Below are 14,536 nucleotides of genomic sequence, written 5' to 3' on the forward strand. Positions count from 1 at the left end.
CGGCGCCCGGGCCCCGGGCCGGTCAGTCGACCGGGTCGGGGGCCGTCGTCGTCCCGGCGCCGTCCGCCGCGGTCATCGCCAGGAGCCGGTCGAGGATCGCCGGCCCGTCGTCGGCGATGCCGTCGTGGTGGAAGGCGTCGGTCTCCCACACCTGCAGGCCGCGGACGCGCCGCGCCGTCTCGAGCGAGAGGTCCCGGTCCACGTACACGTCGTCGGCGTAGACCGCGGCGGCCACGGGGACGGTGTTCTGCGCGACGGCGGCCACGTCGTAGAGCGGGCCCCACTGGGTGCGCTCGGCGAGCAGCCGCGCCGTGCCGGCCAGGGGCCGCAGCCGGGGGTCGACCTCGACGGACCAGGGCATGACGTGCTCGCCCGTGGGCAGCGGGACCGTGGTCGCCTCCGGGTCGAAGTCCGGGTGCTCGACGAGCATCCGGGATGCCGACCAGCCGGTGTCCGCCCGGCCGCCGGCCAGGTCCGCCGGCTGCGCGTAGATCGCCTCGTGCAGCACGGTGTAGAGCGGATTGACGAGGCGGTCGTCCTGGTCGGCGACGGCGGCCAGGAACGTCTCGGACAGGCGCGGCGCGGGTCCGGTGCGGTCCACGGCCTCGGCGAGGACCCAGTGCAGGCGGTCCACGCGGGTGTTGCCGCCCAGCAGCATGCCCAGGGCCTGGGCCCGTCCCACGGTGAGCGGCCCGCCGCCGGGCAGGGGGATCGGGGCGCCCGCGTCCTCGGCGGCCCGGATCAGCCCCACGGCCTCCGCCCACGCGTCGCGGTCGGCCGGGTGCCGGTCGAAGAACTCCTCGGCGCGGGTCCGCATCCGGGCGTAGGTGGCCCGGTAGACCCGGTCGGCGTGGCCGGTGAGCGGGGCGAGGCCGCCGGTCACCAGGCTGCGCTGCAGGCCCTCGGGGTGGAAGGAGAGGTAGCTCAGCGTGCAGAACCCGCCGAAGCTCTGGCCCAGCGTGGTCCACGGCCCGGCGCCGAGGGCGAGGCGCAGCATCTCGGCGTCCCGCACGATCGAGGGCGCCCGCAGGTGCACCAGGTGCTCGGCGCGGGCCTCGTCCGTGGCGAAGGCTCCCGGGGCGGTCAGGGTCGCCACGGTGGCCGGCGTCGAGCGCCCCGTGCCGCGCTGGTCCAGCAGCAGCACGCGGTGGCTCTCGGCCAGCGCGCCGAGCCAGCCGCTCAGGCGCGCCGGGCGGGGCCCGGCACTGCCGGGGCCGCCCTGGAGGTACAGGGCCCAGGGACGCTCGCCCCCGGGGTCGTCCTTCGCCCGGATCTCCCGGGCGAAGACGGTCAGCGTGCCGCGCCGGTGCGGCCCGACGCCGGTGCCCGCCGCGTCCTGCGCCTCAGCCTCGGCGAGGCCCAGTGCGTGGTCGATCGGCACCGTGAACCAGTGGTCCACCGTGACGGTGCCGTCGTAGAGCTCGGTGCGCTCGCCCATGCGGTGGCGGGCCGGCTCGAGGGGGGCGAAGCCGCGCGGGTCGCCCGCCACGGGCCGTCCTGCCGCCCGGGCGTCCCCGGCGCTCACAGGCCCCACCCGGACTCGGGCGCGCCGACGGAGACCACCCGGATCACGGGGTGGCCCGCCTCGTCGGAGGCGTCCAGGTCGACCACGGCGTTGATCCCGTGGTCCAGGTCCCCGTCCGCGTCCTTCAGGACCTGCCGCACCGCCCACCACCGGGTGCCGGCCAGCTCCAGCGGGACGGCGACGTCGGGTGCCGCGGCCACGCGGAACAGCTCGGGGCCACGCGCGGCGGGGCCGTCGTCGATGTCCTCGTGGTCGTCGAAGTAGGCGTCGAGGGCGTCGGCCCAGTCGTCGGCGGACAGGTCGCCGGACAGGCGCGCGAGCGCCTCGTCCCGCTCGTCGCCGAACAGGCGCACCCGCTGGAACATCGCGTTGCGGACCATCACGCGGAACACGGGCTCGTTGTCCGTCAGGCGAGGCGGCGCCGGCGGCTCGAGCGCCTCCATGTCCCGGCGCAGCTCGTCGATGTCCCCGGCCACCAGGTCCTCCCACTCCTCCAGGAGGGACGAGTCGGTCTGCTTCACCATCTCATCCAGCCAGTCCAGCAGCACCTGGAGCTCCTCGGTGCGGGCCGCCTCGGGCACCGTGTGGCGCAGCGCCTTGACCGCGTCCGTGAGGTAGCGCAGCAGCACGCCCTCGGACCGGGCGATCCCGTAGAACCGCACGTAGTCGCCGAAGCCCATGGCCCGCTCGAACATGTCGCGCACCACGGACTTGGGGGTCAGCTCGAACTCCGCGAGCCACGGGGCGTCCTGCCGGTAGAGCTCGAACTGCTGCTCGAGGAGCTCGGCCAGCGGCCGCGGGTGGGTGACCTCGTCGAGGGCCCGCATGCGGTCGTTGTAGTCCATGCCCTCGGCCTTCATGGCGGCCACCGCCTCGCCCTTGGCGTGCTTGACCTGGGCCGAGAGCACCTGGCGCGGCGGGTCGAGGGTCGCCTCGATCACGGAGACGACGTCGAGCGCGTGGTCGGGATCGGCCGGGTCCAGCAGGTCGAGCGCGGCGAGGGCGAAGGGGGAGAGCGGCTGGTTGAGCGCGAAGTCCGGCTGCAGGTCCACCGTGAGGTCCACGGTGCGGCCCTCGGCGTCCGGCTCGGGCAGACGCTCGACGACGCCCGTGGCCAGCAGCTCCCGGAAGATCCCGAGCGCGCGGCGCATGAGCACCGCCTGGCGGGCCGGGGTCTCGTGGGTGCGGCGCAGCAGGCGCCGGACCGCGATGACCGGGTCGCCGGGGCGGTCGAGGATGTTCAACAGCATGGAGTGTGTGATCCGCATGCGGGAGACCAGCGGCTCCGGCTCGGCCGAGACGAGGCGCTCGAACGTCGCCGGCCCCCACGAGACGAAGCCGGCCGGCGGGGTCTTGCGCTTGCCGGACTTCACGGACTGCTTCATGCGCTTGGCCCGCTCGGCCTCGTCCTTGACGTTCGCGAACTTCGCCGCGGCCTTGCGCTCGGCCGCCTTGTTCTCGATCACGTGCTCGGGGGCCTGGACCACCACGGTGCCGGAGGTGTCGAAGCCGGCCCGGCCCGCCCGGCCGGCGATCTGGTGGAACTCGCGGGCCTGCAGCAGGCGGGTCTTCTCGCCGTCGAACTTGGACAGCGCGGTGAGCAGCACGGTGCGGATCGGCACGTTGATCCCGACGCCGAGCGTGTCCGTGCCGCAGATGACCTTGAGCAGCCCGTCCTGGGCCAGCTTCTCCACGAGGCGGCGGTACTTGGGCAGCATGCCCGCGTGGTGCACGCCGATGCCCGCCCGGACGAGGCGGTTCAGGGTGTGCCCGAAGCCCGCGGAGAAGCGGAAGCCGGCGATCCGCGCGGCGATCGCCTCCTTCTCCTCCTTGGACGTCACCGAGATCGAGGACAGCCCCTGGGCCGTCTCCACGGCGTCCAGCTGCGAGAAGTGCACGATGTACACCGGTGCCTGATGGGTGCTCACGAGCTCCTCGACCTTCTCCTGCAGCGGCACCTCGGACCACTCGAACGTCAGCGGGATCGGCCGCTGCGCGTGGGCGACGACGGCGACCTCGCGCCCGGTGCGCTCGATCAGGTCCGCCTCGAGGCGGGTCGTGTCGCCGAGGGTGGCCGACATCAGCAGGAACCGGGCCTGCGGCAGCTCGAGGAGGGGGACCTGCCAGGCCCAGCCACGGGAGGGGTCCGCGTAGTAGTGGAACTCGTCCATCACCACGGTGCCGATCTCCATGCCCGAGCCCTCGCGCAGCGCGCGGTTGGCCAGGATCTCGGCGGTGCAGCAGATGATCGGCGCGTCACCGTTGACGGTGGAGTCACCCGTGACCATGCCCACATTCTCCGCCCCGAACACGTCCACCAGCGCGAAGAACTTCTCCGAGACGAGCGCCTTGATCGGCGCCGTGTAGTAGGAGACGGCGTCGTGGGCGAGCGCGTCGGCGTGTGCGGCCAGCGCCACCAGGGACTTGCCGGAGCCGGTGGGCGTCGCCAGGATCACGTGCCGGCCCTGGACGAGCTCGAGGGCGGCCTCCTCCTGGGCGGGGTAGAGCGAGATGCCGCGGTCCTCGGTCCAGGCCGCGAAGGCCCCGAAGACGTCGTCGGCGTCCGGGGTCGGCGGGAGCGCGTCGATGCGGTCGGTCAGCGAGGGCGGGTTCGTGGCGGCAGAAGTCATCGCCCTCAGGGTATCGGCCGCTCCGCGCGATACGGTGCCGCCATGAGTCAGATCGCGCCTGAGAGCCCGCATCCGGACACCGACGCCGTCGTGGGGGACGTGACCGGCCGACAGGGCGGGGGGTTCACCTGGGATCCCGCGCAGTACGAGGGCTTCGCCGAGCATCGCGCCCGCCCCTTCCACGACCTGGTGGGGCGCGTCCGCGCCGAGGGGCCGCGCGTCGTGGTGGACCTGGGCTGCGGCCCGGGGACCCTGACCCGGACGCTGGCCGAGCGCTGGCCGGAGGCCGAGGTGATCGGTCTGGACGACTCGCCCGCGATGCTCGAGCGGGCCCGGGAGCAGGCGGCCCGCACGGGCACCCCCGCCAACCTGCGCTTCGAGGCGGTCGACGCCTCGCAGTGGCGCCCGTCGAGGGCGACGGACGTCGTGGTGTCCAACGCGATGCTCCAGTGGATCCCGACGCACCGTCGCCTGATCCGGCGCTGGCTCGGGGACCTCGCGCCGGGGGCCTGGTTCGCGGCGCAGATCCCGCGGCCCTACGAGCAGCCCTCCCACGCGGCGATCGTGGCGCTGGCCGAGGACCCGGCCTTCTCCGAGCCGCTGCACGGCGTGGCGACGACCCGCACCGTGGCGCCGCCCGAGGAGTACACGCGGCTGTTCCTCGAGGCGGGGTGGTCCCCGGTCGTCTGGGAGACGGAGTACCAGCAGGTGCTGACGGGCGAGGACCCGGTGTTCCGGTGGACCTCCGGCGCGGCCTTGCGACCGAGCCTGCAGGCCCTGGCCCGCTGGGACGCCGAGGAGGGCTCCGCCGAGGGCGCCGGGCTGCTCGAGGCGTTCGTGGACCGGTACCGCGCCGCCATGCGCGAGGCATACCCGCCGGTGCCCGGCGTCACGGCCGACGACGGCGGCCCGGTCACGATCTTCCCGGCCCGGCGCCTGTTCATGGTGGGGCAGAAGCCGGCCTGACGCCGGGCCCGGGGCCGCCCGGGCGGGCCGTCACCAGCCGCGCTCGGCCCACTCCGGCAGGTGGGGGCGTTCGGCGCCCAGGGTCGTGGAGGCGCCGTGGCCGGGGTGGACCACCACGTCGTCGTCGAACGCGTCGAAGATCCGCTCGGTGACGTCGGTGAACAGCTGACGGAACCGGCCGTCGTCGCCCTCGGTGTTGCCCACCCCGCCCGGGAAGAGGGAGTCGCCGGTGAAGAGCACGGCCGGCTCGTCCGCCTCGGGGCGGCACACCAGCGCGATCGACCCGGGCGTGTGGCCGCGCAGGGCCACCACCTCGAGCCGGAGCCCGTCCGCCCCCACGATGTCCCCGTGGCGCAGGCGCACGTCGGGGGCGACCCCCGTGGCCTCGGCGATCGCGTCGGCGTCGTCCTCGCCGGCCGCGGTGCGGGCCCCGGTCAGGGACGCCAGCGCCGGCAGCGCGCGCACATGATCCCAGTGCCGGTGCGTGGTCACGATCATCTCGAGGCGCGGCTCGCACGGGGTGTCGCCCGCGGCCGAGGCGATGAGGTCGCGGATGGCCTCGGCGTCGGCGGCGGCGTCGATCAGCACCTGCGCCCCCGTGGTCTTGGAGGTGAGCAGGTACACGTTGTTGTCCATCTCCGACACGGAGCAGGTGCGCACCGTGACGGCGGGCAGATCGTGCAGGAGGCGGTTCCGGGCGGTCTCGGGCATGCGCAACAGTGTACGGACGGGGCGGCGACGCGCCAGGGCGGGCCCGGCTCTCGGTCGGTTCGCCCACAGGCGAGACCCCGGTGTCGTGTCCGTGCCCGCCCCTATGCTGGCCCCGTGCCCAAGAACTCCTCCACCACCGTCTCCTCCGCCGTCGAGGCCCACGCCGGCGGCCTCGCCTCCGGCCCCGGCGGCGCGCGCTCGGGCGAGCGGGACCGCATCGTCGTCCAGGGCGCCCGCGAGCACAACCTGAAGGACGTGGATGTCAGCTTCCCGCGGGACGCCATGGTCGTGTTCACGGGTCTGTCCGGCTCGGGCAAGTCCTCCCTGGCCTTCGACACGATCTTCGCCGAGGGCCAGCGGCGCTACGTCGAGTCGCTCTCCTCCTACGCCCGCATGTTCCTGGGCCGGGTGGACAAGCCGGACGTGGACTTCATCGAGGGCCTGTCCCCGGCCGTGTCCATCGACCAGAAGTCCACCAACCGCAACCCGCGCTCCACAGTGGGGACCATCACCGAGATCTACGACTACATGCGCCTGCTCTGGGCACGTGTCGGGGTGCCGCACTGCCCGCAGTGCGGCGAGCCGGTGAGCCGGCAGACCCCGCAGCAGATCGTGGACCAGCTCGAGGAGCTGCCCGAGCGCACCCGCTTCCAGGTGCTCGCGCCCGTGGTCCGCGGCCGCAAGGGCGAGTTCGTGGACCTGTTCAGGGACCTGTCCACGCAGGGCTTCGCCCGCGCCGTCGTGGACGGGGAGACCGTCCAGCTCTCGGACCCGCCCGTGCTGAAGAAGCAGGTCAAGCACACCATCGCCGTCGTCGTGGACCGCCTCGCCATGAAGGAGGGCATCCGCCAGCGCCTCACCGACTCGGTGGAGACCGCCCTGAAGCTGGCGGACGGCCTCGTCGTGGCCGAGTTCGTGGACGTGGAGCCGGTCGCCGAGAAGGGCAAGAAGAACACCGCGGAGTTCGGCGGGCGGGACGCCGAGGGCAACCCCCGGTACCGCTCGTTCTCCGAGAAGCTCTCCTGCCCCAACGGGCACGAGCAGACCGTGGACGAGATCGAGCCGCGCTCGTTCTCCTTCAACAACCCGTTCGGCGCGTGCCCCGAGTGCACCGGCATCGGCTCCCGCCTGCAGGTGGACCCGGACCTCGTCGTCGCCAACGACGAGCTGTCCCTGCGCGAGGGCGCCGTCGTGCCGTGGTCGCTCGGCAAGTCCACCTCGGACTACTGGCTGCGCGTGCTCGGCGGGCTGGGCAAGGAGATGGGCTTCTCCCTGGACACCCCGTGGAAGGACCTGACGGAGGCGGAGCGCGACGCCGTCCTGCACGGCAAGGACTTCAAGGTGGAGGTGACGTTCCGCAACCGGTTCGGCCGCGAGCGCCGCTACACCACGGGCTTCGAGGGCGTCATCCCCTACGTGATGCGCAAGCACGGGGAGACCGAGTCGGACGGCGCCCGCGAGCGCTACGAGTCGTTCATGCGGGAGATCCCGTGCCCGGCGTGCCACGGGGCCCGCCTCAACCCCACGGTCCTGAACGTGCTCGTGGGCGGCCTGTCCATCGCGGACGCCACCCGCCTGCCCATGCGCGAGGCCATGGAGTTCTTCTCGGGGCTGCGGCTGACGGACCGGGAGCGGCAGATCGCGGACCAGGTGCTCAAGGAGATCCTGGCCCGGCTGGCGTTCCTGCTGGACGTCGGCCTCGAGTACCTCAACCTCGAGCGGCCGGCCGGCACCCTCTCCGGCGGCGAGGCCCAGCGCATCCGCCTGGCCACACAGATCGGCTCCGGGCTGGTCGGCGTCCTCTACGTCCTCGACGAGCCGTCCATCGGCCTGCACCAGCGGGACAACCGCCGCCTCATCGAGACCCTCCTGCGCCTGCGGGACCTCGGCAACACCCTCATCGTCGTCGAGCACGACGAGGACACGATCGCCGAGGCGGACTGGATCGTGGACATCGGCCCTCGCGCGGGCGAGTACGGCGGCGAGGTCGTGCACTCGGGCTCCCTGGCGGATCTCAAGGCGAACACGCGGTCCGTCACCGGCGACTACCTCTCCGGCCGCCGCTCCATCGCGGTGCCGGAGCGGCGTCGCGTCCCGGAGAAGGGGCGCGTGCTGACGGTCCGCGGCGCCCAGGAGAACAACCTGAAGGACGTCTCGGTGGAGGTCCCGCTCGGGGTCCTCACGGCCGTGACGGGCGTGTCCGGCTCCGGCAAGTCCACGCTGATCAACGAGATCCTCTACAAGGTCCTGGCCAACCGGCTCAACGGCGCCAAGCTCGTGCCCGGCCGGCACCGGTCCGTGGAGGGACTCGAGCACCTGGACAAGGTGGTCCACGTGGACCAGAGCCCCATCGGGCGCACGCCACGCTCCAACCCCGCCACCTACACGGGCGTGTTCGACGCGATCCGCAAGCTCTTCGCGGAGACCCCCGAGGCGAAGGTCCGGGGCTACCAGCAGGGCCGGTTCTCCTTCAACATCAAGGGCGGGCGCTGCGAGGCGTGCGCGGGCGACGGCACGCTGAAGATCGAGATGAACTTCCTGCCGGACGTCTACGTGCCGTGCGAGGTGTGCCACGGGGCCCGGTACAACCGGGAGACGCTCGAGGTCACCTACAAGGGCAAGAACATCGCCGAGGTCCTCGACATGCCGATCGAGGAGGCCGCGGACTTCTTCAGCGCGTACACCCGCATCTCGCGGTACCTGGACACGCTCGTCGACGTCGGTCTGGGCTACGTCCGTCTGGGCCAGCCCGCCACCACGCTCTCGGGCGGCGAGGCCCAGCGCGTGAAGCTGGCGGCCGAGCTCCAGAAGCGCTCCAACGGCCGCACCATCTACGTGCTGGACGAGCCGACCACGGGGTTGCACTTCGACGACATCCGCAAGCTCCTGCACGTGCTTCAGTCCCTCGTGGACAAGGGCAACACGGTGCTCACCATCGAGCACAACCTCGACGTGATCAAGAGCGCGGACCACGTGATCGACCTCGGCCCGGAGGGCGGCTCCGGCGGCGGCACGATCGTGGCCACGGGCACGCCGGAGGAGGTCGCGCGCGCCGCCGAGAGCCACACGGGCCGGTTCCTCGCGGAGCTGCTCGCGTAGCATGGACCCCGCCCACGCAGGACGAGGACGAAGGAGAGCCATGGCGACGTCGGAGACCGTGCGCAGGAGCGCCGCCGCGCTGCTGCGGCTCTCCTGCCGTCCCGAGGTCGTCGGGATGGAGCACGTCCCCGCGGAGGGCCCCTTCGTCATCGCCTCCAACCACCTGTCGTTCTTCGACTCGGTGATCCTCCAGGCCCTGGCCCCCCGCCCGGTCCATTTCTTCGCCAAGGAGGAGTACTTCACGGGCACGGGCCTGCGGGGCCGCGCCCGGCGGCGCTTCTTCGAGTCCGTGGGCTCCGTCCCCGTCCGCCGGGGCGAGCAGGCCGCCTCCGTGGCCGCGCTCGAGTCCCTCGTGGGCCTGCTTGAGTCCGGCCAGGGCGTCGGCATCTACCCGGAGGGCACCCGCAGCCGCGACGGCCGCCTCTACCGCGGCCGCACCGGTGCGGCCTGGCTGGCCCTGGCCACCGGCGCACCCGTGGTGCCCGTGGGCCTCGCCGGCACGCAGCACCTCCAGCCGCCGGACACCAACGGCTTCCGTCCCCACCGGTTCTCCGTGCGCGTGGGCGCGCCCCTGGACTTCGGCCACCCCGGGCGTCGTCACACCCTGCCGCAGCGCCGCGACGCGACGGCGGCGATCATGGACGCCATCGGCGCGCTGTCGGGGCAGGAGCGCGTGGACGCGTACAACGCCGCCCCGGGTGCCCGTGGCTGATCCGGCCTCGTACCGCCCGGCTCCGGGCGAGATCTCCACGTCCCCCGGCGTCTACCGCTTCCGCGACGCGGACGGACGCGTCGTCTACGTCGGCAAGGCGAAGAACCTGCGCGCCCGCCTGAGCTCCTATTTCCAGGACCCGGCTCGGCTGGCCACCAAGACCCGGACCATGGTGTTCACGGCGGCCGCGGTCGAGTGGACCGTCGTCGGCTCCGAGCTGGAGGCGCTCCAGCTCGAGTACACGTGGATCAAGGAGTACCGCCCCCGGTTCAACATCATGTACCGGGACGACAAGTCGTACCCGTACCTGGCCGTGACCATGAACGAGCAGTTCCCGCGCGTCCAGGTGATGCGCGGCGACCGGAAGCCCGGCGTGAAGTACTTCGGCCCGTTCCACCCGGCCAAGGCGATCCGCGAGACCGTGGACCTGATGCTGCGCGTCTTCCCGGTCCGCACGTGCTCGGCGGGCGTGTTCAAGCGGGCCCGCGCCCAGGACCGGCCGTGCCTGCTCGGCTACATCGGCAAGTGCTCGGCGCCCTGCGTGGGCCGGATCAGCCCGGCGGACCATCGCGCGCTGGCCCAGGACTTCTGCGACTTCATGGCCGGGGACGCGAACCGGTTCATCCGCGAGCTGGAGAAGGCCATGGCCCGTGCCGTCGAGGAGCTCCGCTACGAGGACGCGGCCCGGCTGCGGGACGACATCGCCGCGCTGCGCCGCGTGTTCGAGCGCAACGCCGTGGTGCTGCCGGAGAACACGGAGGCGGACATCTTCGCCCTGCACGCGGACGAGCTGGAGGTCGCGGTGCAGGTGTTCCACGTCCGGCAGGGACGCATCCGCGGCCAGCGGGGCTGGGTCATGGAGCGCGTGGAGGACGTCGCCGAGCCGGAGATGGTCGCGCACCTGCTCCAGCAGGTCTACGGCGACCTCGAGGGGCCGGAGCGCATCCCGCACGAGATCCTCGTCCCGGTCGAGCCCGACGACGCCGCACAGCTCACCGAGTGGCTCTCGGGCCTGCGCGGGTCCCGCGTCGCCGTGCGTGTGCCCCGGCGGGGCTCGAAGGCAGACCTCATGGAGACCGTCCGGGAGAACGCGGAGATGGCCCTCAAGCTGCACAAGTCGCGGCGGTCCGGGGACCTCACCACCCGCTCCGCCGCCCTGCGGGAGCTGCAGGAGGCCCTGGAGATCACCGAGCCCCTGCTGCGCATCGAGTGCTACGACATCTCCCACTCCCAGGGCACCAACGTGGTCGGCTCGATGGTCGTCATGGAGGACGGCCTGCCGAAGAAGAAGGACTACCGCCGCTTCAACGTCACGGGCGAGGCCGCCCGGGACGACACGGCGTCCCTGCGCGACGTCCTGCGGCGCCGCTTCGCCCGCCTGGCCAAGGAGCGGGCCGAGGGCGCCCCGCTCTCCGGCCAGGTCGAGGGGGACGATCAGGAGGCGGGGCGCCGATTCTCGTACCCGCCCTCGCTCGTGGTGGTCGACGGCGGCCCGCCCCAGGTGGCCGCGGCCGCGGCGGTCCTCGAGGAGCTGGGCCTGGACGACCTGCCCGTCGTCGGGCTGGCCAAGCGGCTCGAGGAGGTGTGGCTGCCGGGCGACGAGTTCCCGGTGGTACTGCCGCGCACCTCGGAGGGCCTGTACCTGCTCCAGCGCATCCGCGACGAGTCGCACCGGTTCGCGATCGCCGGCCACCGCAGCCGGCGGTCCAAGGCGATGACCGTCTCCGCCCTGGACGGGATCCCGGGGCTGGGCCCGGCCAAGCGCACCGCGCTGCTGAACCACTTCGGCTCCGTCGCCGAGATCCGGGCCGCCGGCGTGGACCGGCTGACCGAGGTCGCCGGCATCGGGCCGCGGCTGGCCGAGGCCGTCCACACGGCGCTCACAACGGACACGCCCGCGGATACAGTGGAGTCATGACCGAGGAGACCCTCCAGCCGGAGAAGCCGCCGACGTCGGAGGTGCTCGTGATCGCCGGCATGTCCGGCGCCGGACGGACCACCGCCGCGCACGCGCTCGAGGACCACGGCTGGGACGTGGTGGAGAACATGCCGCCGGCCCTGTTCGGCACGCTGGCCGAGCTCATCGCCCGCTCGCCGGAGGCGTTCCCGCGCCTGGCGATCGTGGTGGACGTGCGCTCGCGCTCCTACTTCGAGGAGCTGCACGCCGCCCTGCAGCACCTGGCCAACAGCGGCGTGGAGTACCGCACGGTGTTCCTCGATGCGGACGATCACGTCCTCCTCCAGCGCTTCGAGGCCGGCCGCCGCCCCCACCCGATGCAGGGCAACGCCCGGCTGCTGGACGGCATCCGCGCGGAGCGGGAGGTCGTCGAGCCGCTCAAGGCGCGTGCCGACGTCGTGGTGGACACCACCCAGCTGAACGTGCACGGCCTGGCCACGGAGATCACCGCGCTGTTCTCGGAGTCCGGCCCCGTCACGCTGCGCCTGACCATCATGAGCTTCGGCTTCAAGTACGGCGTCCCGGCGGACGCGAACTTCGTGGCGGACATGCGCTTCATCCCCAACCCCCACTGGGTGCCGACGCTGCGTCCGCACACGGGCACGGAGGCCGCGGTCGCGGACTACGTGCTCTCCCGCCCCGGTGTGGAGGACTTCCTGCGCACGTACGTCGCCATGCTGGGGCCGGTGTTCGAGGGCTACCGGCGGGAGAACAAGCACTACGCCACGCTCGCCATCGGCTGCACGGGCGGCAAGCACCGCTCCGTGGCAGTCGCCGAGGAGCTGGCCCGGCGCCTGGCCCAGGTGCCTCACGTGACGGTGCACATCCAGCACCGGGACATGGGGCGCGAATGACGTCCCCGCTCACCGGCCAGCTGCCCCTGCCGCCGGGGATGGGCGCGGAAGGGCGCGGGGTGGGCGCCGGCATGTCCCGCCCCACGGCCCGGGTCACCGCCCTCGGCGGCGGCCACGGCCTCTCCGCGTCCCTCGCGGCCCTGCGACACGTGGCCGGGCACCTCACGGCCATCGTCACGGTCGCGGACGACGGCGGCTCCTCCGGCACCATCCGCCGGGAGATGGCGGTGCTGCCGCCCGGCGACCTCCGCATGGCGCTGGCGGCCCTGTGCGACGACACCGACTGGGGTCGGACCTGGGCCCACGTCATGCAGCACCGCTTCCGCTCCACCGAGGTGCCCGCGGACCAGGCCACCCTGGACAACCACGCGCTCGGGAACCTCCTGATCGTGGCCCTCTGGGAGCTGCTGGGCGACCCGGTGGACGGGCTGCGCTGGGCCGGCGCCCTGCTGCGGGCGCACGGCGAGGTCCTGCCGGTCTCGCGGGTGCCGCTGACCATCGGCGGGGACGTGCTCAGCGCCGGCCCGGACGGCCGCCTGCGCACCCGATGCGTGGAGGGCCAGGTGGCCCTCGCGGTCGCCGCGTTCGAGGGGCGCGTCACCGACGTCCGCCTGAGCCCGTCCGACGCTCCCGCCACCCCGGAGGCGCTCTCGGCGATCGAGCTGGCCGACTGGGTGGTGCTCGGGCCCGGCTCGCTGTACACGTCGGTGCTGCCGCACCTGCTGATGCCGGAGGTGCGCTCGGCCCTCGCCGCCACCGCCGCCCGGCGCCTCATGGTACTGAACCTGCGCACGGGCGACCAGGAGACCACCGGCCTCGCCCACGCCGACCACCTCAAGGTGCTGCGCTCGTATGCGCCGGACCTCCGGCTGGACGTGGTGATCGCCGACGTGGACGCGGTCTCTGACCGGGCGGCGGTGGAGGCCGAGGCGGCCCGGATGGGCGCGCGCGTGGCGTTCAGTAGAGTGGGCAGTGCCCAGGATCCCCAGGTCCACGACCCGCTGCGCCTGGCCGTCGCGATCGACGAGGCGATGACCCACTGACGCGCGCACCTCGCCGGGAAGGAGCACGAGCATGGCGCTGACCATGACCCTCAAGGAGGAGCTGGCCCGTGTGCCGGTCGCCGCGACCCCGGAGCGGCGGGCGGAGACGGCGGCGATGCTGCGGTTCGCCGGGGGGCTGCACCTCGTGGCCGGCCGCGTCGTCGTCGAGGCCGAGCTGGACCACGGCGCCAGCGTGCGCCGCCTGCGCGCCGCCATCACCGAGCTGTACGGCCTGGCCCCGGAGATCGTGGTGGTCTCCGGCGGCAACCTGCGCCGGGGTCAGCGGTACGTGCTCCGGGTCGTGCGCGGGGGAGAGGACCTCGCCCGGCAGACCGGGCTCATCGACCAGCGGGGACGGCCCGTGCGCGGCCTCGCGCCGGCCCTCGTCAGCGGGACGACGGCGGCCACCGCCGCCGTGTGGCGCGGGGCCCTGCTGGCCCACGGCTCCCTCACCGAACCCGGCCGTTCGGCGGCCCTCGAGGTGACCACGCCGGGCCCGGAGGCCGCCCTCGCCCTGGTGGGGGCCGCGCGTCGGCTCCACGTGGCGGCGAAGGCACGCGAGGTGCGTCAGTCGGACCGCGTCGTGGTCCGCGACGGCGAGGCGATCGCCACGCTGCTGGCCGCCGTCGGCGCGGAGCAGACCGCGACCCTCTGGCGCGAGCGGCGCGAGCGCAAGGAGGTCCGGGCCACCGCCAACCGCCTGGCGAACTTCGACGACGCCAACCTGCGCCGCTCCGCCCAGGCCGCCGTCATGGCCGGGGCGAAGGTGGAGCGGGCCCTCGAGATCCTCGGCGACGAGGTGCCCGACCACCTCCGCTACGCGGGTCGGCTGCGCCTGGAGCACAAGCAGGCCTCCCTCGACGAGCTCGGCCGCCTGGCGGACCCGCCAATGACCAAGGACGCCGTGGCCGGGCGCATCCGCCGGCTGCTGGCCATGGCCGACAAGCGGGCCGCCGAGCGGGGCATCCCCGGGACGGACGCGGCCTCCGAGGGCTGAGCGCGGGATCACCGTCGACGGGATCTGGCCCCGGTGCTCCGC

10 protein-coding genes are annotated in these 14,536 nt (G+C 73.4%); 7 read left to right on the top strand and 3 right to left on the bottom strand.

Annotated features, from left to right (window positions below):
* Positions 1–22: 22 nt before the first annotated feature.
* Entirely contained in the window at positions 23–1,489 is a 1,467-nt protein-coding gene (locus MLUT_RS17135) for an alpha/beta fold hydrolase (protein WP_010078729.1), read from the bottom strand.
* 32 nt (positions 1,490–1,521) lie between these two features.
* Positions 1,522–4,155: a DEAD/DEAH box helicase gene (locus tag MLUT_RS17140; RefSeq protein ID WP_010078728.1), complete on the bottom strand. Its 2,634-nt coding sequence runs from the start codon at positions 4,153–4,155 to the stop codon at positions 1,522–1,524.
* Between the two features lie 42 nt (positions 4,156–4,197).
* Between MLUT_RS17140 and MLUT_RS17145 the strand changes: the two genes are divergently transcribed.
* The gene (locus tag MLUT_RS17145) at positions 4,198–5,121 is read left to right on the top strand and encodes a methyltransferase domain-containing protein (RefSeq protein ID WP_010078727.1); all 924 of its coding nucleotides are present in this window, start codon (positions 4,198–4,200) and stop codon (positions 5,119–5,121) included.
* 30 nt (positions 5,122–5,151) lie between these two features.
* Here MLUT_RS17145 and MLUT_RS17150 read toward each other — a convergent pair whose 3' ends face one another.
* A complete protein-coding gene (locus MLUT_RS17150; protein WP_010078726.1) occupies positions 5,152–5,832 on the bottom strand; it encodes an MBL fold metallo-hydrolase in 681 nt (226 codons plus the stop codon).
* A gap of 114 nt (positions 5,833–5,946) precedes the next feature.
* Here MLUT_RS17150 and uvrA point away from each other — a divergent pair, with 114 nt between their 5' ends.
* From uvrA to whiA, 6 genes are read left to right on the top strand one after another with little or no spacing between them, the layout of a single operon-like run.
* On the top strand, positions 5,947–8,931 hold the full coding sequence (uvrA, locus tag MLUT_RS17155; RefSeq protein ID WP_012750870.1) for an excinuclease ABC subunit UvrA: 2,985 nt from the start codon (positions 5,947–5,949) through the stop codon (positions 8,929–8,931).
* 40 nt (positions 8,932–8,971) lie between these two features.
* Positions 8,972–9,643, top strand: coding sequence for a lysophospholipid acyltransferase family protein (locus MLUT_RS17160; RefSeq protein WP_010078724.1), 672 nt, complete (start codon positions 8,972–8,974; stop codon positions 9,641–9,643).
* Positions 9,636–11,561, top strand: coding sequence for an excinuclease ABC subunit UvrC (gene uvrC / locus MLUT_RS17165; protein ID WP_029248208.1), 1,926 nt, complete (start codon positions 9,636–9,638; stop codon positions 11,559–11,561). Before MLUT_RS17160 ends, uvrC begins: the two co-directional genes overlap by 8 nt.
* Positions 11,558–12,454, top strand: coding sequence for an RNase adapter RapZ (gene rapZ / locus MLUT_RS17170; protein ID WP_010078722.1), 897 nt, complete (start codon positions 11,558–11,560; stop codon positions 12,452–12,454). Before uvrC ends, rapZ begins: the two co-directional genes overlap by 4 nt.
* Positions 12,451–13,497: a gluconeogenesis factor YvcK family protein gene (locus MLUT_RS17175; protein ID WP_010078721.1), complete on the top strand. Its 1,047-nt coding sequence runs from the start codon at positions 12,451–12,453 to the stop codon at positions 13,495–13,497. Before rapZ ends, MLUT_RS17175 begins: the two co-directional genes overlap by 4 nt.
* A 31-nt stretch (positions 13,498–13,528) precedes the next feature.
* Positions 13,529–14,494, top strand: a complete 966-nt coding sequence (gene whiA, locus MLUT_RS17180; protein WP_010078720.1) for a DNA-binding protein WhiA — start codon at positions 13,529–13,531, stop codon at positions 14,492–14,494.
* Positions 14,495–14,536: the final 42 nt, after the last annotated feature.

The sequence above is a fragment of the Micrococcus luteus NCTC 2665 genome (genome assembly GCF_000023205.1).
Classification (GTDB): Bacteria; Actinomycetota; Actinomycetes; order Actinomycetales; family Micrococcaceae; genus Micrococcus; species Micrococcus luteus.

Coding starts and splice junctions, on each gene's coding strand:
- MLUT_RS17160 (WP_010078724.1), top strand. CDS start 8,972: ATGGCGACGTCGGAGACCGTGCGCAGGAGCGCCGCCGCGCTGCTGCGG.
- rapZ (WP_010078722.1), top strand. CDS start 11,558: ATGACCGAGGAGACCCTCCAGCCGGAGAAGCCGCCGACGTCGGAGGTG.
- MLUT_RS17145 (WP_010078727.1), top strand. CDS start 4,198: ATGAGTCAGATCGCGCCTGAGAGCCCGCATCCGGACACCGACGCCGTC.
- MLUT_RS17140 (WP_010078728.1), bottom strand. CDS start 4,155: ATGACTTCTGCCGCCACGAACCCGCCCTCGCTGACCGACCGCATCGAC.
- MLUT_RS17150 (WP_010078726.1), bottom strand. CDS start 5,832: ATGCCCGAGACCGCCCGGAACCGCCTCCTGCACGATCTGCCCGCCGTC.
- MLUT_RS17175 (WP_010078721.1), top strand. CDS start 12,451: ATGACGTCCCCGCTCACCGGCCAGCTGCCCCTGCCGCCGGGGATGGGC.
- whiA (WP_010078720.1), top strand. CDS start 13,529: ATGGCGCTGACCATGACCCTCAAGGAGGAGCTGGCCCGTGTGCCGGTC.